Source organism: Curtobacterium sp. MCBA15_007 (genome assembly GCF_001864905.1).
Lineage (GTDB): Bacteria > Actinomycetota > Actinomycetes > Actinomycetales > Microbacteriaceae > Curtobacterium > Curtobacterium poinsettiae.
Window position 1 is genome coordinate 73,396 of the sequence record NZ_MJGM01000009.1, and the last position, 23,145, is coordinate 96,540.

General features: G+C 72.2%; 21 protein-coding genes. 9 read left to right on the forward strand and 12 right to left on the reverse strand.

Annotated elements, in window-relative coordinates; all coding sequences use genetic code 11:
* Positions 1-9 precede the first annotated feature (9 nt).
* Positions 10-468: a hypothetical protein gene (locus BIU95_RS06085; RefSeq protein WP_017888184.1), complete on the reverse strand. Its 459-nt coding sequence runs from the start codon at positions 466-468 to the stop codon at positions 10-12.
* A gap of 411 nt (positions 469-879) precedes the next feature.
* Between BIU95_RS06085 and BIU95_RS06090 the strand changes: the two genes are divergently transcribed.
* A complete protein-coding gene (locus tag BIU95_RS06090; RefSeq protein WP_071250943.1) occupies positions 880-2,142 on the forward strand; it encodes an MFS transporter in 1,263 nt (420 codons plus the stop codon).
* 169 nt (positions 2,143-2,311) lie between these two features.
* Here BIU95_RS06090 and BIU95_RS06095 read toward each other — a convergent pair whose 3' ends face one another.
* The 6 genes from BIU95_RS06095 to BIU95_RS06120 all read right to left on the reverse strand — a co-directional run bounded on the left by BIU95_RS06095 (position 2,312) and on the right by BIU95_RS06120 (position 9,962).
* Positions 2,312-2,983, reverse strand: a complete 672-nt coding sequence (locus tag BIU95_RS06095) for a response regulator transcription factor (RefSeq protein WP_017888182.1) — start codon at positions 2,981-2,983, stop codon at positions 2,312-2,314.
* An 87-nt stretch (positions 2,984-3,070) separates the two neighbouring features.
* A complete protein-coding gene (locus tag BIU95_RS06100) occupies positions 3,071-4,393 on the reverse strand; it encodes a hypothetical protein (protein WP_017888181.1) in 1,323 nt (440 codons plus the stop codon).
* Entirely contained in the window at positions 4,390-5,547 is a 1,158-nt protein-coding gene (locus tag BIU95_RS06105; RefSeq protein WP_071250945.1) for a sensor histidine kinase, read from the reverse strand. The genes BIU95_RS06100 and BIU95_RS06105 overlap by 4 nt, the downstream gene beginning before the upstream one ends.
* 135 nt (positions 5,548-5,682) lie before the next feature.
* Positions 5,683-6,885, reverse strand: a complete 1,203-nt coding sequence (locus BIU95_RS06110; protein ID WP_071250947.1) for a homoserine O-acetyltransferase — start codon at positions 6,883-6,885, stop codon at positions 5,683-5,685.
* Between the two features lie 263 nt (positions 6,886-7,148).
* Positions 7,149-8,480 (reverse strand): bifunctional o-acetylhomoserine/o-acetylserine sulfhydrylase, encoded by a 1,332-nt coding sequence (locus tag BIU95_RS06115; protein WP_017888178.1) that lies wholly within the window; start codon positions 8,478-8,480, stop codon positions 7,149-7,151.
* A gap of 390 nt (positions 8,481-8,870) precedes the next feature.
* Positions 8,871-9,962 (reverse strand): acyltransferase family protein, encoded by a 1,092-nt coding sequence (locus tag BIU95_RS06120; RefSeq protein ID WP_017888177.1) that lies wholly within the window; start codon positions 9,960-9,962, stop codon positions 8,871-8,873.
* 123 nt (positions 9,963-10,085) lie between these two features.
* On the opposite strand from BIU95_RS06120, the gene BIU95_RS06125 reads away from it, so the two are divergent.
* From BIU95_RS06125 to BIU95_RS06145, 5 genes are all read left to right on the forward strand, one after another.
* The gene (locus BIU95_RS06125; RefSeq protein WP_031260283.1) at positions 10,086-10,859 is read left to right on the forward strand and encodes an SDR family oxidoreductase; all 774 of its coding nucleotides are present in this window, start codon (positions 10,086-10,088) and stop codon (positions 10,857-10,859) included.
* Between the two features lie 137 nt (positions 10,860-10,996).
* Positions 10,997-11,524 (forward strand): phosphoribosyltransferase, encoded by a 528-nt coding sequence (locus BIU95_RS06130; RefSeq protein WP_017888175.1) that lies wholly within the window; start codon positions 10,997-10,999, stop codon positions 11,522-11,524.
* On the forward strand, positions 11,521-12,240 hold the full coding sequence (locus BIU95_RS06135; RefSeq protein ID WP_071250994.1) for a Type 1 glutamine amidotransferase-like domain-containing protein: 720 nt from the start codon (positions 11,521-11,523) through the stop codon (positions 12,238-12,240). Before BIU95_RS06130 ends, BIU95_RS06135 begins: the two co-directional genes overlap by 4 nt.
* A 5-nt stretch (positions 12,241-12,245) precedes the next feature.
* The gene (locus BIU95_RS06140; RefSeq protein ID WP_071250949.1) at positions 12,246-12,929 is read left to right on the forward strand and encodes a uracil-DNA glycosylase; all 684 of its coding nucleotides are present in this window, start codon (positions 12,246-12,248) and stop codon (positions 12,927-12,929) included.
* 9 nt (positions 12,930-12,938) lie between these two features.
* The gene (locus BIU95_RS06145) at positions 12,939-13,544 is read left to right on the forward strand and encodes a GNAT family N-acetyltransferase (RefSeq protein WP_017888172.1); all 606 of its coding nucleotides are present in this window, start codon (positions 12,939-12,941) and stop codon (positions 13,542-13,544) included.
* Between the two features lie 218 nt (positions 13,545-13,762).
* On the opposite strand, the gene BIU95_RS06150 is transcribed toward BIU95_RS06145, so the two are convergent.
* Together BIU95_RS06150 and BIU95_RS06155 are read right to left on the reverse strand one after the other, a co-directional pair.
* On the reverse strand, positions 13,763-15,184 hold the full coding sequence (locus BIU95_RS06150; protein WP_139179678.1) for a carboxypeptidase-like regulatory domain-containing protein: 1,422 nt from the start codon (positions 15,182-15,184) through the stop codon (positions 13,763-13,765).
* A 246-nt stretch (positions 15,185-15,430) separates the two neighbouring features.
* Positions 15,431-16,129 (reverse strand): FadR/GntR family transcriptional regulator, encoded by a 699-nt coding sequence (locus BIU95_RS06155; protein WP_071250952.1) that lies wholly within the window; start codon positions 16,127-16,129, stop codon positions 15,431-15,433.
* A 206-nt stretch (positions 16,130-16,335) separates the two neighbouring features.
* On the opposite strand from BIU95_RS06155, the gene BIU95_RS06160 reads away from it, so the two are divergent.
* Complete coding sequence (locus tag BIU95_RS06160) at positions 16,336-17,904, forward strand: GntP family permease (protein ID WP_071250954.1); 1,569 nt, start codon at positions 16,336-16,338, stop codon at positions 17,902-17,904.
* Positions 17,901-18,473 (forward strand): gluconokinase, encoded by a 573-nt coding sequence (locus BIU95_RS06165; protein ID WP_017888168.1) that lies wholly within the window; start codon positions 17,901-17,903, stop codon positions 18,471-18,473. Before BIU95_RS06160 ends, BIU95_RS06165 begins: the two co-directional genes overlap by 4 nt.
* 17 nt (positions 18,474-18,490) lie before the next feature.
* Here the strand turns inward: BIU95_RS06165 and BIU95_RS06170 are convergent, their stop codons facing one another.
* Genes BIU95_RS06170 through BIU95_RS06180 form a run of 3 tightly spaced genes read right to left on the reverse strand, consistent with a single transcriptional unit; the run spans position 18,491 to position 21,467 of the window.
* On the reverse strand, positions 18,491-19,408 hold the full coding sequence (locus tag BIU95_RS06170; protein ID WP_071250956.1) for a L,D-transpeptidase: 918 nt from the start codon (positions 19,406-19,408) through the stop codon (positions 18,491-18,493).
* A gap of 42 nt (positions 19,409-19,450) precedes the next feature.
* Entirely contained in the window at positions 19,451-21,124 is a 1,674-nt protein-coding gene (locus BIU95_RS06175; RefSeq protein WP_071250959.1) for an ABC-F family ATP-binding cassette domain-containing protein, read from the reverse strand.
* 43 nt (positions 21,125-21,167) lie between these two features.
* Complete coding sequence (locus tag BIU95_RS06180) at positions 21,168-21,467, reverse strand: hypothetical protein (RefSeq protein WP_071250963.1); 300 nt, start codon at positions 21,465-21,467, stop codon at positions 21,168-21,170.
* A 37-nt stretch (positions 21,468-21,504) separates the two neighbouring features.
* On the opposite strand from BIU95_RS06180, the gene BIU95_RS06185 reads away from it, so the two are divergent.
* Complete coding sequence (locus BIU95_RS06185) at positions 21,505-22,950, forward strand: amidase (RefSeq protein WP_071250965.1); 1,446 nt, start codon at positions 21,505-21,507, stop codon at positions 22,948-22,950.
* Positions 22,951-23,145 lie beyond the last annotated feature (195 nt).

The following is a 23,145-nucleotide window of genomic DNA, read 5'->3' on the forward strand; positions in this document are numbered from 1 at the left end:
GCGGTGCCCTCAGCGCTCGAGCGCCCCGTGCACGCCTTCCGCGCGCTGCTGCACCCGCTCGAACACGTAGTCCGGCTCCGGCCGTTCGAGTGACCCCGTGTAGAACCCGAGCACGAAGTCATGGCCGAAGAAGCTCGTGTGATGCTGGTACGCGGTGGCGAACGACTTCTCGCCACTGTCGAGCCGGACCACGCCGAACTGCCCTTCGGCCACGGTCCATGTGCCGTCGGCCGACACGGTGCTCGGGCGGGACCTGCAGGCGTCGAGCTGGTACCCGCCGTTCCCCGAGCCGTCGCAGACCAGGGCAGCGGGGAAGTCCTGTGCCCGGAATGTGCCGTCCTCGTCCAGCACCAGCACCGACTGCCCCCGGTCGTCCTGTGCCCACGTTCCGACGAATCCCTGCTGGACGTCTCCGGGGCTCGGCGTGGCGGGCACCCCGGAGCAGGCTGCGAGCAGCAGTGAACTCACCGCCAGGACGCCAGAGAAGCCCGCTCTGTTCCTCCGCTTCACCGGTCCACCGCCCCCGTCCGTGTCGTGCGCATCGTTCGACCGCAGCGCCTCGGTGCTCGCCAGGAGCGCCCGGCCGGGAGCGCGGCCCGTTCCGGCCACTGTAGTTGCGTGCGCTTCCGTTCGCCCTTTGGAGCGGTCTACACTGCTGAGACCGGGTCGTCGCGGCAGTCACCCACGACGCCGCCCGGACCGTCCCGTTCGTCGCTGAACCCGGACCGGCACCTCCGGTCGTGACGGCGTGATCGACCGTCGCACGCACGCACTGCGCGGACCGGTCTGCCGAACCGGCTGCAGCCGTCGCCGCGTTCCCGATCGCCGCGGTCCCGCACTGCGGACAGTTCTATCTCCCTCCCGCACAGAACAGGCCCCATGTCACAGCTCACGCCTGCGCGTCGCACCCTCGCGCTCATCTCGCTCGCCCTCGGTGGCTTCGCCATCGGCTCGACCGAGTTCGTCGCGATGGGTCTGCTGCCGAACATCGCGCAGGCCCTGCTCCCCGAGCAGTACGGCATCGACCCCGACGCCGGGATCGCCCACGCTGGCTGGCTGGTCAGCGCGTACGCCCTCGGGGTGGTGGTCGGTGCGCCGACCATCGCGGCGATGTCCGCACGGTTCCCGCGCAAGGGCCTGATCCTCGTGCTGCTCGTCGGCTTCGTCGTCGCGACGATCGCGAGCGCCCTGCTGCCCTCGTTCGGCCTGGTGCTCATCGCCCGCTTCGTGGCCGGGCTGCCGCACGGCGCCTACTTCGGCATCGCCTCGATCGTCGCCGGCGACATGATGGGTCCGGGCAAGCGCGGCAAGGGCATCGCCATGGTGCTGCTCGGTCTGTCGGTCGCGAACGTCGTCGGTGTCCCCGCGATCACCTGGGTCGGCCAGATGGCCGGCTGGCGGGTCGCGTACGGCGTCGTCGCCGCACTGTTCGCCCTGACGTTCCTGGCCGTCGCGGCCTTCGTGCCGAAGAGCGCCCGCGACGAGCACGCCACGATCGGCCGTGAGCTCCGGGCGTTCCGCGTGCCCCAGGTGTGGATCGTGATGGGCCTCGGCGCCGTCGGGTTCGGTGGCTTCTTCGCCGTCTACTCGTACATCTCGCCGCTCGTGCAGAACGTCACCGGGATGTCGGAGTCGTTCGTGCCGATCGTGCTCGTCGTCGTGGGTATCGGCATGGTCGTCGGCGGGGTCCTCGGCGGACACCTGGCCGACCACAGCGTGAAGCGCACCATCTACGTCGGCATGTTCTCGCTCATCGGCGCCCTGCTCATCACGGTCCTCACGGCGCAGTGGCTCTGGGGCATGCTGCTCGGCGCGTTCCTGCTCGGGGCGACCTCGTCGGCCATCCCGCCGGCGGTGCAGTCGCGCCTGATGGACGTCGCGGGCGATGCGCGCACGATCGCCGCGGCGCTGAACCACTCGGCGTTCAACATCGGCAACTCGATCGGTGCGGCCCTGGGCGGCGCGGTCATCGCGGCCGGCTTCGGGTTCCTCGCCCCGGGCTGGCTCGGCATCGGCCTGGCGCTGCTCGGTGTGCTCGTCACGATGGCGAGCTACGCCGTCGAACGGCGGAGCACCCGAGGGGCTGTCCGTTCCTCGTCGCCGTCCACCGGTCCGATCACCGCACCGGTCCCGACGGCTTGACACGCGGGGTGCGCGTACGCACCCACCGGACGGGAGGCCCGTGGCGGCGCCGCCACGGGCCTCCCGTCCGTCACGTGGCGCGGAAGACCGCCCCGAGTGAGCAGAAGAGGTCGGGTTCCGTGACGGGACCCGACGTCTTCTGCTCACTCGATGCGCGACGCGACGCGCGTCAGAGCCCCAGGGGGCTGCCGTCCTGCACGATGATGCCGTCGGTGATCGCCCGCTTCCGGAGCGCCACCTTCGTGCCGACGTCGAAACCGGCGACGCGGTACTTCTCGCGGATCCGCTTGAGGTAGCTCTTCGCGGTCTCCTCGGAGATGCCGAGCTGGTAGGCGACGCTCTTGACGGGCTCGCCGCCGCCGTACAGGGCCATCACACGACGCTCCTGCGCGCTGAGCTTCGGGACGCCGCCGACGTCGCCGCTGTTGATGGCGAGGTCGAGCTCGGCCGAGACGTACTGCTCGCCGCGCTGGGCGGAGCGGATCGCCTCGACGATCATGTCGGCGTCCTCGCTCTTGACCAGGTAGCCGAGGGCGCCGGCGCCCAGGGCTTCGCGCACGACGTTCGGCTCCGAGTAGGTGCTCATCACGACGGTCTTGACGCCGGCGGTCTTGAGCGTCGAGATCTTCAGCGACACCGGGATGGAGTCCTTGAGGTCCAGGTCCAGCAGCACCACGTCGACCGGGAACGCGGGGCTCGTCAGGAGCTCCGGCCAGGTCGTGACGGCGGCGACCAGGGTGATGTCGTCGGCGGCGTTCCGGATCCACTCCGTGAGCGCGCCGAGGAGCATCCTGTGGTCGTCGACCAGTGCGAGTCGGATCGGTTCCTCTGGAGTCGCCATGCTGGCGTCCTTTCTCGGTGCGGATTGCTCGGCCGATCCTAGGAGGATCCCGGCCGGAAGCGGGTGAGGCGTGCTGGTGTCCGACAGTTACATCGACGGATGTCGGTTCACGACGCAGTGCGCGACGATGTGCAGCGTGCCGTCGCGAACGGTCTCGGTGTACTGGCCGATGCGCTGCAGGGCGCTCCAGGCCGTCGGGCCGAGGCTGCGCCGGGGCACCCCGCGGGACTCGATGACGACGGGCACGTCCATGGTGTCGTCGCTGACCGGGTGGCCGTCGGAGCCGATCGGGCCGAGCGTGACCGAGACGACGGGCATGCCGGGCTGCGCGGTACGGCCGTCGCCGACCATCTGCCAGATCGCCTGCAGCAGGCCGTCGCGCTGCGTGGGGGAGAGGTGTCCGGCCAGGGCGGTCGGGTCCGCGACGCTCACCGAACGACCGAGGTGGTCGGACTCGGTGATCGCGTGGTAGAGCCAGGTCTCACGGCGGCCCTCGATCAGGTGCAGACGGAGCTCGGTGGCGAGGGACGCGGCGACGGAGCTCGAGGCGTCGGACAACGGCAGCGGGTCGGTGCCGTTCGCGACGGCGTCGAGCAGCTTCTCGGCGGCGAGGTCGAGCCGGGCGAGCTCGTCCGAGGCGAGCATGCCGACGGCGAACTGCGGCGCCTGCACGTTGCTCTGCACGAGCACCCGGTCGAGCTCACGCTGCACGAGTTGGCGGAACCGCTGCACGACGTACAGAGCGAGCGACGGCGGCACGACGACGAGCGAGAGCAGGGACACGATGCCGGGCAGGGTGTCGTGCGTGATCGGCGTCGACACGACGGCCATCACCACGAACGCGATGCCGAGCACGCCGATGGCGGCGGCGACCTCGCGGGCGGGTCGGAGCGTGGCGATCGGCAGCAGCGCGAACCCGGCTGCCATCGAGGCGCTCGCGGTGTGGGCGATGTCGTGCTCGGGCCAGATGCCGATGAAGTCGAGCGTGACCACGCAGGCCAGCACGACGCAGATCAGCGCGAACGCCGGCCCCGTCAGCCGTTCGCCGTAGGTCAGGACGCTGAGCCCGACCCCGACGGCCGCGACGATGTAGAGCACCCAGGCGACCGTGGGCAGCAACGGGTCGGAGTACTCGTTCCAGCGCACCAGGAAGAACGCGATGCCGGCGACGGCTTCGATCGCGGTGAGGATCGCGGCGCCGAGGCCCAGGTACCCGGCACCGAGTGACGCGCCTGGTTTGGCGGCCTGGCGCAGGGACCGGGCGCCGGTGGACGTCGAGGGGAGTCCTCGGGCCTGGCGGCGCTCGCTCGTGCGGTAGCGCTCGCGCGCCTCGCGACGGGTGCGGGGCGCCGGCGGAGCGGTCTCGCCGGGCAGACTGCGGCCGATGGTGTCCTCGGGGATCCGGCTCATCGCGGTGCCTCCAGGACGACGGTGGTGCCGGAGCCCGGCGCGGAGAAGAGCTTCGCGTCGCCGCCGACCTCGCGCAGACGGTTCACGACGCTCTCCTTGAACCCGAGGCGTTCGGCGCTGACGGTGGTCAGGTCGAAGCCGACACCGGAGTCGGTGACCATGGCTCGGACGACCTCGTTGTCGTGGACGATCGTGACGTGTGCCTCGCCGACGCCGGCGTGCCGACGGACGTTCTCCAGGCACTCGCCGAGTGCGAGCAGGAACGCGTCGAGCACGTTCGACGGCAGCAGGACCTGCCCGGTGCCGTGCCAGCTGACCTCGAGGCCCATCCGGCCGAAGCGCTGCTTGACCGATTCGAGGGTCTGCCCGAGCGGTGATTCCTCTTCGCGGGTGAGCGAGTAGTCGCCGGACTGCGAGGGCTGCGGGGTCGCGCCGAGGCGCAGGTGCCGCAGCAGCCGGGCGTCCTCGGCGGCCTGCTCGCGCATCGCCTGCTCGGAGACGCCGACGCCGGAGTGGGCGAGCAGCGTCAGGGTCGCGAGCACGGTGTCGTGCAGCAGGCGGGCACCCTGGCGTCGCTGCGCCTCGGTCTCGCTGGCCTGCCGTTCGGCGCGGTGGGCGGTGCCGATGCTGTAGATCCGGCGGGCCACGCGGGGGATGCTGCGCGAGATCCAGATCGCCACGACGGCCATCAGGATCCACCCGAGCAGTGCGCCGCTGACCGGGGTCGACAGGATCGAACCCGAACCCCAGACCATGAGCCCGACGACCACGCCGCCTCCGGCGATGGTGATGCCGAGCCCGACCGGGTGCCCGCGCTGCGCCATCAGCGGTGCCGAGAGCCCGCCGGCGGCCAGGGGCATCACGGCGCTGGCGATGAGCGGCCGGGCCGTGTCGTCGACGCCGGTGAAGAGCAGCACCATCGTGGCGAGCCCGGCGACGACGACGGCGGCGGTCCACCACACTTCGCCGCCGCGGCCGAAGCACACCAGCGCGGTGATCATCGCGGCGATGCACAGGAGTGCGCCGACGAGGACCGGCACGGGCACGGCTGCAGCGGAGACGATGCCCACGACGCTGACGAGCGCGCAGACGATGCCCACGACACGGGTCGCCGACCGCAGCAAGCGGTCGCGTTCCTGTGCGATGAAGTCCATCGATGTCCTGGTTGGTGACGATCTGGGTGGAGCGGGAAACCGAGCGTCGGTCAGTGCCGAGCTCCACGCCATCATTCCACGCGCGCCACCCGTTGGGGGGTCTTCGGCGCGCCGCCCGCGCTCTGCGGCACCGGTTTAGGACTCGAGCAGCCGCCGCAGGTGCACCCCGACCTGCTCGTGTTCGATGAGGAACCCGTCGTGTCCGAACTCGCTCTCGATCACCGCCGCGGTGTCACCGTCGAGCGCGTCCGGCACGCCTGCGGCGATCCGGTGCTGGTCCTCGACGGGGAACAGCCGGTCACTCGAGATGCCCACGACCAGGGTCCGCGCGGTCACGAGCGCCAGCGCCGCCGCCACCCCGCCGCGCCCGGCACCGACGTCGTGCGAGTCCATCGCGTACGTCAGCGTCACGTAGCTCGAGGCGTCGAACCGCCGGGTGAACTTGTTGCCGTGGAAGTCGAGGTAGCTCTCCACCGAGAACCGTCCGTCGTCGCCGAGCGGTGAGACGTCGCTCTGCCAGGACCGCGCAAAGCGGCTGTTCAGCTCGTCCGAGGCCCGGTAGGTCATGAGCGCCATCCGCCGTGCCAACGACAGTCCGCGGTGCGGCCCCTCGCCGGTGTCGGCCTCGTAGTAGTCGCCGCCCGCGAACGCCGGGTCCATCTGGATCGCCGCCCGCTGCAGCGAGTTCGCCGCGATCTGGTCGGCGGTGGTCTGCGCCGTCGACGCCAGGACCGCCAGCCGCCCGACCCGCGCCGGGTGCGAGACCGCGAACTCGAGGGCGTGCATGCCGCCCATCGATCCGCCGACGACGGCTGCGAAGGTGTCGATGCCGAGCCGGTCGGCGAGCTGCGCCTGCACCTCGACCTGGTCCCGCACCGTCAGGAACGGGAACCGCGAACCCCACTCCGCGCCCGTCGGCGACACCGACGACGGTCCGGTGGTGCCCTGGCAGCCGCCGAGCATGTTCGGCGCGATCACGAACCACCGGTCGGTGTCGATCGCCCGGCCGGGTCCGACGACGTCGCCCCACCAGCCGGCGGTGCGGTGTCCGGGGCCGGCGGGCCCCGTGACGTGCGAGTCCCCGGTGAGCGCGTGCAGGACGAGCACGGCGTTGTCGCGAGCCGCGTTGAGCGTGCCCCACGTCTCGTACGCCACGCGCACTGATGGCAGGCGGCCGCCGCGCACCCACTGCTCGCCGAGCGACGCGAAGTGCCGTTCGCCCGGGTGGTCGCCGGGGCGCCAGGCGCCGGTCACGGGCGGCTTGCCCAGGGTGCCGAGTTCGGTGCCGGGCACCAGGGTGGACGGCACGGAGTCCTCGGGGGTCGTCTGCCAGTCCATGGTGCGTCCAGTCTGCCGGGAGGCGCGGGTCGCCGCCGCCGTGTTACGTCACGTCCGGCGCGTCGCCGGGCCCCGGGCCCGGGTGCCGCCCCCGTGTGTGCGCATGTTCCGACATCGTGCGCGTTGTTCGACTCGTCAATCGTCGCATCATGCACACGTACCGGATGCGTGTGCAACGAACGACGTCCCACGCGTCGATCGACACGTGGGACGTCGGAACATGCACACGCATCGAGCGAGTGGTGCCGGCGGCGCGGCGAACCCTACGCGCGCTGGCTCTCCTGCGCGACCGCCCGGGCCGCGGCGAGCCCGGCCTCGAGGTCTGCCTTCAGGTCGGCGATGTTCTCGATGCCGACCGACAGTCGCACCAGGCCGGGCGTGACCCCGGTGGTGAGCTGCTGCTCGGGCGTGAGCTGCGAGTGGGTGGTCGACGCCGGGTGGATGACGAGGGAACGGACGTCACCGATGTTCGCCAGGTGCGAGAACAGCTGCAGGTTGTCGACGAACGCCTTGCCCGCGGGCACCCCGCCCTTGAGCTCGAACGACAGCACGGCACCGACGCCCTTCGGCGCGTACCGGTTCGCGGCCGCGTACCAGGGCGACGTCGGCAGGCCCGCGTAGGCGACGGTGGCGACGTCGGGGTGCTGGTCGAGCCACTCGGCGATCTCCTGGGCGTTGGACACGTGCCGCTCGATGCGGAGCGACAGGGTCTCGATGCCCTGCAGCAGCGCGAACGCCGTGTCCGCCGAGTTCGAGGCGCCGAGGTCACGGAGCAGCTGCACCCGGGCCTTGACGATGTAGGCGAGTGCGTCGCCGACGGCCTCGGTGAAGACCGCACCGTGGTACGACGGGTCCGGGGTGCTGAACTCCGGGAACCGGTCGGCGTGCTGTGACCACGCAAACGTCCCGCCGTCGACGATGAGCCCGCCGATGACGGTGCCGTGTCCGCCGAGGAACTTCGTGGCCGAGTGCACGACGATGTCGGCACCGTGCTCGAACGGACGGATCAGGTACGGCGTCGCGATCGTGTTGTCGACGATCAGCGGGACACCGGACTCGTGCGCGACGTCGCTGACCCCGGTGATGTCGAGGACGTTGATCTTCGGGTTGCCGATGGTCTCGGCGAAGAACAGCTTCGTGTTCGGGCGGACGGCGCGGCGCCACTCCTCGAGGTCGTCCTGGTCCTCGACGAACGTCGTCTCGATGCCGAGCTTCGCCAGCGTGTACTTGAACAGGTTGTACGTGCCGCCGTAGATCGACGACGACGACACGATGTGGTCGCCCGCCCCGGCGATGTTCAGGACCGCGTAGGTCTCGGCAGCCTGGCCGGACGCGACGAGCAGGGCCCCCGAACCGCCTTCGAGCGCCGCGATCCGCTGCTCGACGACATCGTTCGTCGGGTTCGTGATCCGGGAGTAGATGTTGCCCGGCTTGGCGAGCGCGAACACGTCGCGCGCTTCGTCCGAGTTCGCGAAGACGTACGAGGTCGTCTTGTAGATCGGCGTCGCTCGGGCCCCCGTGGTCGGGTCCGGCTGCGCGCCGGCGTGGACCTGGGTGGTCTCGAACTGCCAGGCGGCGGCGTCGTTCGTGCTCATCGGTGCTCCTGTCGGGTGCGGTTCTCGTGCGGTCGCGCCGTCGGCCGGGAGGCACGTGCGGCGCTGCGTCCCCGGTCACGGTACGCAGGTGGCCGGGTCCACACCAGCGCACCCGCCTCGGGACGTAACGCGCGCGCCCGACGCGCCGCGGGCCTCCCGGCCGTCCGTCCGCACCGTGCTGTCACCGTCGGACGGTGCGAGGTCGGTGGTTCGGTGCGGCGCTGCCGCGCCGCACGGGACGGGCAAGCTCGCACGGGCCGGAGGAACGCGCACGGTGCGGGGTTCCGTCGGACGGTGCGAGGTCGGTGGTCCGGTGCGGAGCTGTCGGGCCGCACGGGACGGGCAAGCTCGCACGGGCCGGAGGAACGCGCACGGTGCGGGGTGGCACCGCTACGCGGCGTCGCGGCGGAACAGCCAGTCGACCTTCGGCTCGAGCAGCCAGCGCATCCCGCGCCGCACGAAGGGCTGCGCCAGGAAGAGGCTGACGACGCAGGCGATGACGACCATCAGCAGCACGAACGGCCAGGCCGAGTGCTCGCCTGCCAGGACGCCGGACTCCCGGATCGGGTAGAGCACGAACGTGTGGAGCAGGTAGACGTACATCGTCGCGGCGCCGAACCGGGTGATCCAGACGTTCCGGCGGGGGATGAGCACCAGGAACGACGCCGTCAGCAGCGTCGCGAGAAGCATCAGGCCGAAGCGCACCGCGCCGGCCCACCAGGCGTCCTCGCCGAGCCCCGAGTAGGAGTCGTCGTAGAAGAACCAGTGGTGCAGGTCGAACTCCTTGAACTGCGGGATCCAGACCGCGCACGACACCGCCCACGCGGCGAACACCACGGCGGCCGCCACCCGCACCCGGACGACCGTGCGGCGCGACGCCTCGTACCAGCGGTCGAAGACGCCCCACTGCTTGACCTGCCACCCGAGCAGGAAGAACGGCAGCAGGCTGATCGCACGGGACAGCGAGAGCGTCGAGTCGACGTTGTCGAAGTACCCGACGCCGATGCTGAACACGACCGCCCAGAACAGCGGCCACCGCAGCTGCGCCAGGTACGGCAGGATCAGCTTGAAGATGCCGAGGGCCAGCAGGAACCACAGGGTCCACGTCGGCTGCGTCGGGTTGAAGTCCTTGCCGCCCTCGACGATGCCCTGCACCACGGTCCAGATCGTCTGCATGATGATGTACGGCACGACGATGTCCGTGATCGTCCGGCGCATCCGCTTCGCCGTCGGGGTGTCCGCCGACGAGAAGTACCCGCTGATCACGCCGAACGCCGGCATGTGGAACGCGTAGATGAACGTGTAGAGCGCCAGGGCGTGCTCGCTCGCCGGCGTCTGCCGCTGGATCGCGTGGCCGATGACCACGAGCGTGACCGCGACGAAGCGCGCGGTGTCCCACATCGGGATCCGGCGCGGGGCTCGACCGGGCTCGAGCTGCGTCGCCGGGGCCGAGGGGGCGGGAGGGGCGGCATCCGTCGTCATCGCCGGTCACGTTACCGGATCGTGACCTGGACGGCCTGGTGCGGTGCCGGAACCGTCCCGCTCGGTACGGTGGACGGACCGGGCCACCACGTGCTCCGGTCACCGACGCAGGAGGCAGATCACATGGCAGCACGGCGCGCAGTCGTCACCGGAGCGAGCTCGGGCATCGGGGCGGCCACCGTCCGGCTGTTCCGGTCGCGGGGCTGGGACGTGCTCGCCGTGGCCCGCCGCACCGCGAAGCTCGAAGCGCTCGCCGCCCAGACCGGGGCGGACACCCTGGTGGCCGACATCACGGACGCCGACGACGTGACGGCGCTCGCCGCGCGGGTCGCGGACCTCGGCGGCGCCGACGTCCTGGTGAACAACGCCGGCGGGGCGTTCGGCTCCGCGAGCGTCGAGGAGTCCGACGTCGACGACTGGCGCGCCATGTTCGAGGTCAACGTGATCGGCACGAAGCGAGTGGTCTCCGCGCTGCTGCCGCACCTGCGTGACCGGGCTCGGGTGTCCGGGGGAGCCGACATCGTCACGGTGACCAGCACCGCCGGGTTCGTCGCGTACGAGAACGGCGGCGGCTACAACGCGGCGAAGTTCGCAGAGCACGCCCTGGTCGGCGCACTCCGGCTCGAACTGAACGGCGAGCCGATCCGGGTCGTCGAGATCGCGCCGGGCATGGTGAAGACCGACGAGTTCGCGCTCACCCGGTTCCGCGGCGACGAGCAGAAGGCCGCCGCGGTGTACGACGACGTGCCGGAGCCGCTGGTGGCCGACGACGTCGCCGAGGCGATCGTGCACGCGGTGGAGCTGCCGCCGCACGTGAACCTCGACCTGGTGACGATCCGGCCGGTGGCGCAGTCGGCACAGCACAAGCTGGCGCGCGGCCCGCTGACGCCGCGCTGAGCAGCCGGTGCGCCGCGCACCCGGCCACCCGCGCAGCGCACCGCGGCCACCCGCGCGGTGCACCGCCGCCACCCGCGCAGCGCCCGGGCGGCGGGCGCGGGTCGCGGGCGTGGGCTCCCTGCCGGTACCGTGGTCGGATGCCGATCAGCAGCGAACCCGAGCCCGCGGCTCCGTCCACCGTGACCGTGACGAGCGGGCCCGAGGTACTCGGCTGGCTGGAGTTCGGTGACGCCGCACGCCTGCTCGCCAAGGACGTCCTGTCCAGTGGCTTCGAGCCCGAGGTCGTCGTCGCTGTCGCCCGCGGCGGACTGATCATCGCCGGCGCCGTGGCGTACGCCCTCGGCACCAAGGAGTGCGGCTCGATCAACGTCGAGTTCTACACCGACGTCGAGCAGCGGCTGGAGGAGCCGGTCGTGCTCGCCCCTGCCCTCGACGCCCCGAGCCTGGCCGGCAAGCGGGTCCTGGTGGTCGACGACGTGTCCGACTCCGGCCGCACCCTGCGCCTGGTGGTCGACATCATCCGGAACGCCGGCGGCGACGTCCGGAGCGCCTGCCTGTACTCGAAGCCCGGCACCGTCCTGGAGCCCGACCACGTGTGGCGCCGGGTCGACGGCTGGATCACGTTCCCGTGGAGCGCCCTGGCGCCCGTGACGGCCGAGTCGTGAGCATCCACCTGGTCGGCGGCGGGCTGTTCGCCGCCTCGGACGCCGCCGCGCCGTTCCTCGCCGAGGCCACCGCCCGTTCGGCGGCGGTCGGCCGCAGCGTCCCGCGCATCGCCCTGCTCTCCGTGGCGGGCCCGGACGGCGGCAGCCCGGCGTCGACCGCCGACATCGCCGAGGTCCTCGGTGGCCCGCGAACAGCCGAGGTGCTCGTCACCGAGGTCGCTGCCGGCCAGGTCTTCGACACGACGGTCCTGAGCGACGTCGACGCCCTGGTGATCGGCGGCGGTGTCACGCCCGACTACCTCGCGGCGATCGCGCCGCTGGTGGACCAGCTCCGCCTGCTCGTCTCCGACGGTCTGCCCTACCTCGGCTACTCGGCCGGCGCGATGATCGCCGCCGACCGTGCCCTGGTGGGCGGCTGGCGCATCGGTGGCGTCGAGATCTGCCCCGAGGCCGCGTCCGAGGGCCTGGACGAGGTCGAGCTCCGCGAGGGCCTCGGGCTGGTCGACCTGACGATCGACGTCCACGCGGTGCAGGCCGGCACGCTCGCGCGGCTCATCGCCAGCGCCGAGGCCGAGTTCGTCACCGCCGGGCTCGCGATCGACGAGGACACCACGCTCGTCGTCGGTGAAGGGGCGCTCGAGGTCCGGGGGACCGGCAGCGTCTGGCGCGTGATGGCCGGCGACGAGTCGGTGTCCGTCGCCACCATGGGCGCGTAGCCGACGTGGAACCGCGGCCGCTCGCCGACCTGGTCGACCCCGGCTGGGCGTCGGCGCTCGCCCCGGTCGAGGACGACGTGCACCGGATCGGTACGTGGCTCCGTGACGAGACCGCTGCGGGTCGGCACTGGCTGCCCGCCGGCGGTGACGTCCTGCGCGCGTTCACGAGCCCGTTCGGCGCCGTCAGGGTGCTGGTCGTCGGCCAGGACCCCTACCCGACGCCCGGCCACCCGATCGGCCTGTCGTTCGCCGTCGACCCCGCGGTCCGTCCGGTGCCGCGGAGCCTGGCGAACATCTACCGCGAGCTGTCCGACGACGTCGGGGTGACACCGCCTGCGCACGGTGACCTGCGGGCGTGGTCCGACCAGGGCGTGCTGCTGCTCAACCGGGTGCTCACCGTGCAGGCGGGTGAGGCCGGCAGCCACCGCGGCAAGGGCTGGGAAGCGGTGACCGACCAGGCGGTCCGAGCGCTCGTCGCCCGCGGTACCCCGCTCGTGGCCGTGCTCTGGGGCGCCCAGGCCGGGTCGGTGCGGCCGCTCATCGGCGACACCCCGGTCGTCGCCTCGGCCCACCCGAGTCCGCTCAGCGCGTCTCGCGGGTTCTTCGGCAGCCGCCCGTTCTCGCAGGTGAACGCCCTGCTCGAGTCGCAGGGCGCACCGCCCGTCGACTGGACGCTGCCCGCTCAGTAGGCTCGGCACGTGCTCGAGGAGGAATACCAGCGACGGCGGGTCCTGCCGCGACACCTGCGTGCCCCGGCGGCGACCGAGACGGCCTTCGAGTACCGCATCCGTGCGGCCGAGGTGGGGGACCTGCCCCACGTGCGCGAGATCCACACGCACTACGTCCGGAACTCGTCGGTGACCTTCGACCCGTCGGCGTTCACGTACGCCGCGTGGAAGAAGCGCTACGACGACATCCGCAAGCGCCGGCTGCCGTTCCTGGTCGCGGAGAACCCCGCCGGGCAGATCCTCGGGTACGCGCTGGTCGACGCGTGGAACCCGCGGGACCGCTCGAACCACGTCGTCGAGGACTCGATCTACCTCGGTGCCGCGTCCGGTGGCAAGGGCCTCGGCCGTGCGCTGATGGAGGCCCTGCTCGACGAGTGCCGGTTGGCCGGGGTGCGCGAGGTGGTGGCGGTCATCGCGGACCGGCAGGCCGAGGCGTCGATCCGGCTGCACGAGCGGCTCGGCTTCGAGGAGGTCGGCCGGATGGGCAAGGTCGGCTACAAGTACGACCGCTGGCTCGGCACCGTCACGATGCGGCTCCGCCTGCGCGGGCCGCGGCTGTTCGCCCGCCGCCGCTGACGGCCCCGGCGCCGGCGCCGATAGGGACGCGACGGACCTGAAGGACGTCGGTCACGCTCGAGACGCGACTGCAGGGCGGACGGGAGGCCCGTGGCGGGCCCGGCACGCGCCTCCAGGACGTCGCCCGGTCGCCGCCACGGCGACCCCGCCGTCTGAACGCGCGCGCTCCGGCACGTCGAGCGCCCGGCACTCGTCACTGCGGAGAGCGGTCCGAGCGACTACTCGTCCGACGGCGCCTCGTACCCCGCGGACGTCGCAGAGGCCGTCTCGGTGCCGAGCTTCGCGGTGACGGTGACGGTGAGGACGGTCCCCACGTCCGCTGCGACCGGCGTGTACGAGTAGCTCGTCGCTCCGCTGATCGCAGTGCCGTCGCGGTACCACTGAGCAGTGCTCTTCGCCGTCCCCGGGGAGGCGGCGACACCACTGACCACGAGCAAGCCGTCCTGGAACTGGTCCTGCTGGATGACCGGGTTGCCGATGAAGCGCAACGCACCCGTGTGCGGGGAAACGGGGATCGTGCCGAGGTCCGCGCTCCCGCTCGTCGGCACGGTGATGACGGTCGCTTCGTCGAACGAAGCGGCGTCGCGGTACCAGGTCGTCTCGAACGGAGTCCGGGTCTGCGGGTTCTCGTCGTCGCTGCCGAGCGAGTCGGAGAACAGCAGCTTGTACCGGGTCGCGGAACCGAGGTCGCCAGTGAGCCGGAAGTACCCCTGCGCGTCGGTCTCGTTCGGACCCGACCTCGGCCCGACGAACTGGTCGGTGCCCGGATCGAAGCGCATCGGGACCATGGTGAGTGCGGGGACACCGTTCCCCGCGGCGTCGACCACCCGCCCGCTCACGAACGGCGTGACGGACAGTGCGAAGTCGATGTCGGGCTTCGTGGAGGCCGGGACCAGCGGGACCGGCGTCGCGGCACCCTGCGTGGAGGCGTGGTCCCACCACTGCGTGCTGTACCGGATCGGGAAACCGTGCGCGTCGGGGTGCGCGGAGTCGTAGAAGCCCGCGCTGATGACGTCGTTCGTCGTCGTCAGTTGGTCGAGGGTGTAGCTGCCGTCGACGGCCGTGGTCGTGTGGCTGTTCGAGAAGCCACCCACCGGGTTCGCCGACACCGACGCGCCGGCGATCGGCGTGCCGTCGGCGGTGGTCACCGTGCCCGAGACCGCCGCGCCCCGAGCGAGTTCGTCGTCAGCGACTGCCGTCGGGTGGGCTGCAGTCAGTGTGACCTTGGTCGAGTCACTCGACAGGAGCGTGTGGCCGAGGTACTCCACGACGTAGTCGTGGTTGCAGCTGCTCCTGCCGGTGGTGGCGCAGTTGAACTGGACCGTGTACGAGCCCGCGGCGAGCGGGACGTCGTCGGCGCCGCTGGAGTGGTCGTCCATCTCGGAGATCGACCAGTGCCCCGCCGCGTCGGTGTACGCGTACGCGGAAACGTAGTTTCCCGCGAGGCCACTGAGGTAGACCTCGACGCCGGCGAGCGGGACAGCGGCGGCTGTGGCGGACGGTTTGCCGGTCAACGTCCCGGACACCGAGAACGCAGGGTCGGCCTGCGCTGGACCGGCCAACCCGACCAGCCCGACCATCGTCGTCGCGGCGATGGCGATCATCGCCACTGTTCGAGCGACACGGGTCTGTCGTTGCACGAGATTCCTCCGATTTCGGTCGAGGAACCCTAGATGCTCCCCCGGCAACAGGCTAGTCAGGACCGCGCGCACCACAACCCGTGGGGCGCAAGTCCTGAACCTCCTGAGCGACCGCTCATGTGGGTGCGGCTCTGCCCGTGGTGACCAGCAGCTCCGGGTCGAGCGCTGGTGTGGTCGCTCCCTGCAGGGCGGACGGGAGGCCCGTGGCGGGCCCGGCACGCGCCTCCAGGCCGTCGCCCGGTCCCGTCAGCCCGCCGCAGCCTCGGTGATGAACTCGTCGCGCGTCACGCGCAGCAGCGCGGTCGCCGCCGCCGCAGCGGCGTCGGCATCGCCGTCGACCGCTGCGCGACCGACCGCCTGGTGCCGGAGCGCCGCTTCGCGCGTCCAGCACGTGATCGGGTCGCGCGACTCCGACGTCCGCGTGCGCAGGAGCGCCTCGACTGTGCCGGCGAAGTGCGCGAACACGGCGTTCCCCGACCCGGTGAGCAGTGCACGGTGGAAGCGGACGTCGGCCTCCAGGTAGGCGCGGCTGTCCTCGCGCCCGCAGGCGTCGAGCATGTCCTCGGCGGCGGCGAGCACGGCGGAGGCGCCGTCGGTGCCAGCAGTCAGGGACGCCGCGACCGGTTCGACCCCGAGCCGGAGTTCGACCAGCTCGCGCTGCTGCACGAAGTACGCCGGTGACGTGCCCCGCCACCGGATGACGGTCGGGGCGAGCAGTTCCCAGGCGGTGATGTCGCGGACGAGCGTGCCGACGCGCTGCCGGGGCTCGACCAGGCCGAGCGACTGCAGCACGCGCAGGGCCTCGCGGACGACGGAGCGGGACACCCCGAACTCGTCGGCGACCACGTCGGGCCGGACGACGGAACCCGTGGCCAGGTCGCCGTCGACGATCCGCTGGCCGAGCGTGTCGAGCACCTGGGCGTGCAGTCCGCGTGCCGTGGGCATCGTTCCTCCGTGCAGTACGGGTCACGCGGTCGCCGTGACACCGATCCCATCGAAGCGGCAGACTCCGGGGACGGGCGGTTGGCGCGCGGGACGACGTCGTATAGTCTGATTAATCAGATTATTGAGGGTCGGCGTTCGTCGCGCCAGTCCACTCTCGACACGAAGGCGACGGAGCCGCGCAGCAGCGACTCCAGGAAGGGGCGCTGATGCCTCACGCTCTCCCGGACCACCTGCTCGCCGCAGGTGGCACCACCGAGACGGTCGACCCGTCCGGTTCGATCCCGCAGCTGATCATCGCGGCACTCGTCGGCATCGTGGTGATCATCGCGCTCATCACCTGGCTCAAGGTGCACCCGTTCATCGCGCTCACGATCGGTGCGCTCGGCGTCGGTATCGGTGCAGGGCTCGCTCCGGACAAGGCGGTCACCAGCTTCGGCGACGGCTTCGGCGCGACCATGACGAGCGTCGGCATCCTGGTCGGACTCGGGGCGATGTTCGGCAAGATGCTTGTCGACTCCGGCGCAGCGGACCGCGTGGTGGACACCCTGGTGCGGAAGTCGTCGAAGGCGGCGCTGCCGTGGACGATGGCCCTGATCGGGGCGCTCATCGGGCTCCCGATGTTCTTCGAGGTCGGCCTCGTCCTGCTCATCCCGATCATCGTGCTCGTCGCCAAGCGCAGCGAGGTGCCGATCATGAAGATCGCCGTCCCCGCCCTGGTCGGCCTGTCCACGATGCACGCGTTCGTCCCGCCGCACCCCGGCCCGCTCGTCGCGATCTCCACCGTCGGCGCGAACCTCGGCACCACGCTCGCCTTCGGCATCGTGCTGGCGATCCCGGTGATCATCCTGGCCGGGCCGCTCTTCGCCCGCTTCGCGGCCCGCTGGGTCGACATCCCCGTGCCCGACATGTTCGGGTCGCGTGGGGCGGTCGCCACCGCCGGGTCGGGGTCGGGTTCCGCCTCGGGGTCGGGTTCCGGGTCCGCCGCCTTCGCCGACGACCCGGCGCACCCCGGACGGGAGGCCCGGCGCGGCCCCGCCACGCAGGACACCGCGTCCCTGCCCAACGGCAAGAGCGACTTCACGCGCGTCATCAGCGAGCCGCGCAGCCCGTCGTTCACCGTCGCGCTGATCGGCATCCTGCTGCCGGTCGTGCTCATGCTCGCCCAGGCGATCCGTGAGGCCACCGCACCGGACGCCGCTGGCTCGTGGGTGAGGCTGCTCGACTTCCTCGGCTCCCCGATGATCGCCATCGGCATCGCCGCCGTCTACGCCATGGTCTTCTTCGCGATCGGCGGCGGCATGGACCGCTCGGCGGTGTCGAAGTCGCTCGAGAGCGCGCTGCCCCCGATCGCCGGGGTGCTGCTCATCGTCGGCGCAGGCGGTGGCTTCAAGCAGGTGCTCATCGACACCGGCATCGGCGGCGTGATCGCCGACGCCGTGAAGGACTCCGGCGTCTCCGTGCTGCTCGTCGCCTGGATCGTCTCGGCCCTGGTGCGCGTCGCGACCGGTTCCGCCACGGTCGCCACGGTGACCGCCGCGGGCATCATGGCACCGATCGCTGCCGACCTGTCGACGCCGATGACGTCGCTGCTCGTGCTCGCGATCGGTGCTGGCTCGGTGTTCCTGTCGCACGTCAACGACGCCGGGTTCTGGCTGGTGAAGGGGTACCTCGGCACCACCGTGGGGCAGACGTTCAAGACGTGGACGGTGCTCGAGTGCCTCATCTCGGTGTTCGGTCTGCTCGGGGTCCTGCTGGCCGGGGTGTTCATCCGATGAGCGGCGCAGCAGACCTCGGTGCGGCAGCTGCTGCCGGTGCGGCCGACACCGGGCTCGACGCCCGCGTCCTGGTCGTGATGGGGGTCTCCGGGTCCGGCAAGTCGACCGTCGCCGCGATGGTGGCGGAGCAGGTCGGGTGGGAGTTCGCCGAGGGCGACGCGATGCACCCGCAGGCGAACGTCGACAAGATGCACGCCGGTACCCCGCTCACCGACGAGGACCGCTGGCCGTGGCTCGACGTCGTCGCCGGGTGGATCCGCGGGCACCTGGACGCCGGGACGAACGGCGTCGTGACCTGCTCGGCCCTGAAGCGCTCGTACCGCGACGTGCTGCGGGCCCCCGGGGTGGTGTTCGTGCACGTGGCCGGTGACGGCGCGCTCATCGAGGAGCGGATGGCGCAGCGCTCCGGGCACTTCATGCCGACGTCGCTGCTGCAGTCGCAGCTCGCCACGCTCGAGCCGCCGCAGCCCGACGAGGCCCACGTGACGATCGCCGCCGACCGCACCCCGGAAGAAGAGAGCGCCGAGGTCGTCGAGCGGCTCGGACTCGTCCGGATCCCGCGAGGCTGATCCGGTGGTGCCGGTGCTCAGCTGAACCGGATCGGCGTCCCGACGGGCAGTGCCGCCAGGGTGCGGGTCATCTCCGCCGAGATCCGCACGCAGCCGTGCGAGCTGCCGGTCGGGTCCGGGTAGTAGTGCAGTGCGGTCAGCGCAGCGTTGCCGCCGTAGGACGGGATCCGGGACGAGTGCGCCCCGGTCAGGATGATCGGGTTGCCCTGCGTGTACGCGACGCGGGTGTCGACGTACGCCGCCTCGACGTAGGTGGCGGTGTCGGCCGGTGTGGGGTCCTCCGGCGTGCCGAGCCGGGCGGCCTCGGTCGCGGTGATCTTGCCCGACCGGGTGACGACGGACACGGTGCTGGCGGCGACGTCGACGGTGATCATCCGGTCGGTGCGCACCACCGTGAAGTCGGCGGCCCGGGCCCAGGCGAACGTCGCGCTCGGGGCGTCCGGGTCGCCGCCGTCACCGGGGGTGCGGTTGCGGGACGGCGTCGACACCAGGAGCATCCCGCCGTCCTTGCCGGGGGAGCGCCCCCAGACCGCCGTCGCCGCGGGCCGGTTGATCGTCGACACCAGGTGGGACAGGGTCGCCACCGGCCGGGCGCGGCTCGACGGGCTCGCGTACAGGGCGACGAGCGACGTGCGCGGGGTCGCGATCTGCCACGTGTCCTCCGGCTCCACGTCCGAACCGTCGAGCAGCTGCGGGACGACCGCGTCGTGGAACGCCAGCGGCAGCGCGGCCAGGGTCGCGTCGGACGGTGCGGCGGGGACGGCCGCGAGCGTCGGCGTCCGCGTGGCACTCGGGGTCGGTGTCGTCGTCGCCCGTGCCGCGCGGGTCGACTCCGGCTCGGGCTCGGGCGACCCGACGCTCACCCCCACCACGACGGCGGCGACGGCGAGCACCACCACCCCGGCGGTCGTCGCGATCCAGGTGTTGCGTCGCATGGTGCGTCCCCTCGGTCGATCCGTCAGCGTTCGGTGGATCCGTCAGCGTTCGGTGACGGTGCCGCCCTCGACCCGCCACTGCCGGTCGAGTCGGACGGTCTCCAGCATGCGCCGGTCGTGTGTGACGAGCAGCAGGGTCCCGTCGTAGGACTCCAGTGCCTGCTCGAGCTGCTCGATCGCAGTGAGGTCCAGGTGGTTGGTCGGCTCGTCGAGCACGAGCACGTTCACCCCGCGGGCCTGCAGCAGTGCGAGCCCGGCCCGGGTGCGCTCGCCGGGGGAGAGGGCCGAGGCCGGTCGGCCGACGTGGTCCGCCTTGAGCCCGAACTTCGCGAGCAGCGTCCGGACGTCGGCCGTCGTGTACTCGGGGACGATCGCCTCGAACGCCGCCGCAAGGGGCTGGTCGCCGGTGAACGCCGCACGCGCCTGGTCGACCTCGCCGACCGCGACGCTCGAGCCGAGCGAGGCCGTGCCCGTCGTCGGCGCCTGCCTGCCGAGCAGCGCCCGGAGCAGGGTGGACTTGCCGGCGCCGTTCGGACCGGTGATGCCGATCCGGTCACCGCCGTCGACCTGCAGGGAGACCGGGCCGAGGGTGAAGTCGCCCTGGGTGAACGTGGCGTTCGACAGCGTCGCCACGACGGCCGACGACCGGGGTGCGCTGCCGATCGTGAACTCGAGCTGCCACTCCTTGCGCGGCTCCTCGACCTCGTCGAGCCGGGCGATGCGGGACTCCATCTGCCGGACCTTCTGCGCCTGCTTCTCGCTCGACTCCGAGGCGGCACGGCGGCGGATCTTGTCGTTGTCCGGGCTCTTCTTCATGGCGTTCCGGACACCCTGGCTCGACCACTCGCGCTGCGTCCGTGCCCGCGAGACCAGGTCGGCCTTCGTCGACGCGAACTCGTCGTACGCGTCCCGCTTGTGCTGCCGGGCGATCTCGCGCTCCTCGAGGAACGAGTCGTACCCGCCACCGAACAGCCGGTTCGACGACTGCGCCAGGTCGAGCTCGAGCACCGAGGTCACCGAGCGCGCCAGGAACTCACGGTCGTGGCTGACGAGCACCACCCCGCCGCGCAGGCCGCGCACGAACGCCTCGAGTCGGTCGAGGCCGTCCAGGTCGAGGTCGTTGGTCGGCTCGTCGAGCAGGACGATGTCGAACCGTGACAGCAGCAGCGCGGCGAGCCCGACGCGGGCGACCTGCCCACCGGACAGCGCGGTCATCAGGGAGTCCGGGCCGACGCCGTCCGCAGCGGAGTCGCCGGTACTGGGTTCGAGGCCGAGGTCGGCGAGCACCGCCGGGATCCGGTCCTCCAGGTCCGCGGCCCCTGCGGCGAGCCAGCGGTCGAGCGCCGCCGAGTACCGGTCGGCCGCTGCGTCGCCGGCGTCGGGGTCCCCGAGGGCCGCCGCCGCTGCGTCCATCGTCACCGTCGCCTCGGTGCAGCCGGTCCGGCGCCCGAGGTACGCCGCGACGGTCTCGCCCGCGATGCGCTCGTGCTCCTGGGGGAGCCACCCCACGAACGCGTCCGTCGGCGCCAGGGAGACCGTGCCGGCCAGCGGCTCGTCGACCCCGGCCAGCAGCCGGAGCAGCGTGGACTTGCCGGCACCGTTCACGCCGACGACCCCGATCACGTCGCCCGGCGCCACCGTCAGGTCGAGGGAGTCGAACAGCGTGCGAGCGGCGTACCCGCCGGACAGGCCCTTGGCGACGAGCGTGGCGGTCATGCGCCCATCGTCCCACGCGGGAGCGACACCACCGGCGCGACCCTCAGCCCCGCGGCGTCAACCGGCCCGCACCGATCGGCAGCAGCCCGCCCCGGTACTCGAGCGCGTTCGAACCACCCACCGGCACCGAAGCCGCCCCGAACCGCCACGCGCGGTTGAACAGGTACACGCCGATCACCGTGTCGCCGTCGTCCGGCACCGCCCACGTGCCGGTGCCCCACTGCGCCGGGTGCCCCACCCCGTCGACGGTGACGGTCGGCCGGGCGAACCAGACGAACAGGGGCTTCACGAGCCGCAGTTCGATCCGGCGCTTCGTCGTGCCGGAGGGGAGAGTCGTGTCCACCGTCGAAGGATACGTGCCGCCGCCTAGGCTCGGAGCCGTGTTCGAACTCCACCACCTCTCCGCACAGGAACTCTGGGACTGGATCCGTCGAGGGGAGGCGACCGCCCTCGAGGTCACCGAGCACTACCTGGCCCGCGTGGAACGCCTGGACGCCGGACTCGGCGCCTTCGTGACGGTCACCGCGGACGCGGCCCGGGCCCGAGCCGACCGCCTCGGCCACCTGGTGCCGACGTCGAGACCGCTGTGGGGCCTCCCGTCCGCCGACAAGGACCTGTACGACCGTGCCGGCGTGCCCACGCGGAACGGCACCGCGAGCCTGCCGGAGCGGCCCGCCGCGGCCGACCACCCGCTCGTCGCCGCGCTCGACGCGGCCGGCACGGTCAGCCTCGGCAAGACGGCGTCACCGGAGTTCGGTATGTCCTCGTCGTCCGAGACCCGGCTCGGCGTGACCCGGAACCCCTACGACACCACGCGGGCGCCGGGCGGGTCGTCGAGCGGTGCGGCCGTCGCCGTCGCCGCCGGGCTGCTGCCGGCCGCGATCGGTTCGGACGGCGGCGGGTCGGTGCGGATCCCCGCGGCGGCGACCGGACTCGTCGGGCTGAAGCCGAGCCGCGGTCGTGTGCCGTCCATGCCCGGCCGCTCCGGCGTCGGCGGCCTGTCGGTCGCCGGACCGCTCACCCGCTCCGTCGCCGACGCGGGCATGCTCCTCGACGCGCTGGTCGCGCCGACCGGGCTGCCGGAGCCGTCGCCGTACGCCCTCGTCGCCCCCGACGTCGGCGAGGGGCCGTTCACCGCGGCCGCCGTCCGCGGCGAGGGCCGGTTCGTCGTCGGGGTGCTCGACGGTTCGCCGTGGGACGACACCGTCGACGTGGTCGTCGATCCCGCTGCCCGTGCCGCCGTGGAGACGGCCGTGCGGGTGCTCGGCGAGGTCGGGCACGGCGTCGAGGACGTCCGGATGCCCCGCGTGCCCTACGCCGACGCGTTCCGGGTGGCGTGGGAGAGCTCGGCTGCCCGCCTGCCGCTGGTGCCCGGAATCGACCTGTCGGCGCTGACCCCGCTCGTGGGTTGGCTCGTGGCGCGTGGGCAGGCACTGTCCGCCACGCAGGTCCTCGACGCGATGACGACGCTCGACACCTTCTCGACGACGCTCATCGGCGCGTTCGACCGGTTCGACGCGGTGCTCACGCCGACCCTCGCGATGACGCCGCGGCCCCTCGGCTGGTACGGCGACGACCCGGACGAGGACTTCCGCCGCCAGTGCGCCTACTCGCCGTGGACGTCGATGGCGAACGTCTCCGGGCTCCCCGCGATCACGTTGCCGGTCGGCGTGACCGACGACGACCACCCCGACGGGCGCGGGCTGCCGATGGGCGTGCAGCTGATCGGACGCCCCGGCGGGGAGCGCGTCCTGCTCGCGATCGGCGCGCAGCTCGAGCGCCGGTTGCGCTGGCAGCGGCGGCACCCGGCTGCCTGGACCGCCTGACGCCAGGCCCGGGCGGCTCCGGGAGCGCGCGGGGCGCGGGGCGAGCGGCGCACCGTGCGGCGTTGTCAGGCTGGTGCGGCGTTGCACGCTCGGTGCGGCCTTGTAGGCCGGCCGCGTGCGGGCAAGCCCGCACGGGGTGGCGGGGCGTGCACGGTGCGGTTTCGTGCATGTGGTGCGTGTTGCTTGTTCGGTGCG

What these genes read in the sequence shown, in the direction of transcription:
- BIU95_RS06090 (WP_071250943.1), top strand. Translation starts at nt 880, where the DNA reads ATGTCACAGCTCACGCCTGCGCGTCGCACCCTCGCGCTCATCTCGCTC.
- BIU95_RS06095 (WP_017888182.1), bottom strand. Translation starts at nt 2,983, where the DNA reads ATGGCGACTCCAGAGGAACCGATCCGACTCGCACTGGTCGACGACCAC.
- BIU95_RS06100 (WP_017888181.1), bottom strand. Translation starts at nt 4,393, where the DNA reads ATGAGCCGGATCCCCGAGGACACCATCGGCCGCAGTCTGCCCGGCGAG.
- BIU95_RS06105 (WP_071250945.1), bottom strand. Translation starts at nt 5,547, where the DNA reads ATGGACTTCATCGCACAGGAACGCGACCGCTTGCTGCGGTCGGCGACC.
- BIU95_RS06110 (WP_071250947.1), bottom strand. Translation starts at nt 6,885, where the DNA reads ATGGACTGGCAGACGACCCCCGAGGACTCCGTGCCGTCCACCCTGGTG.
- BIU95_RS06115 (WP_017888178.1), bottom strand. Translation starts at nt 8,480, where the DNA reads ATGAGCACGAACGACGCCGCCGCCTGGCAGTTCGAGACCACCCAGGTC.
- BIU95_RS06120 (WP_017888177.1), bottom strand. Translation starts at nt 9,962, where the DNA reads ATGACGACGGATGCCGCCCCTCCCGCCCCCTCGGCCCCGGCGACGCAG.
- BIU95_RS06125 (WP_031260283.1), top strand. Translation starts at nt 10,086, where the DNA reads ATGGCAGCACGGCGCGCAGTCGTCACCGGAGCGAGCTCGGGCATCGGG.
- BIU95_RS06130 (WP_017888175.1), top strand. Translation starts at nt 10,997, where the DNA reads ATGCCGATCAGCAGCGAACCCGAGCCCGCGGCTCCGTCCACCGTGACC.
- BIU95_RS06155 (WP_071250952.1), bottom strand. Translation starts at nt 16,129, where the DNA reads ATGCCCACGGCACGCGGACTGCACGCCCAGGTGCTCGACACGCTCGGC.
- BIU95_RS06160 (WP_071250954.1), top strand. Translation starts at nt 16,336, where the DNA reads ATGCCTCACGCTCTCCCGGACCACCTGCTCGCCGCAGGTGGCACCACC.
- BIU95_RS06165 (WP_017888168.1), top strand. Translation starts at nt 17,901, where the DNA reads ATGAGCGGCGCAGCAGACCTCGGTGCGGCAGCTGCTGCCGGTGCGGCC.
- BIU95_RS06170 (WP_071250956.1), bottom strand. Translation starts at nt 19,408, where the DNA reads ATGCGACGCAACACCTGGATCGCGACGACCGCCGGGGTGGTGGTGCTC.
- BIU95_RS06175 (WP_071250959.1), bottom strand. Translation starts at nt 21,124, where the DNA reads ATGACCGCCACGCTCGTCGCCAAGGGCCTGTCCGGCGGGTACGCCGCT.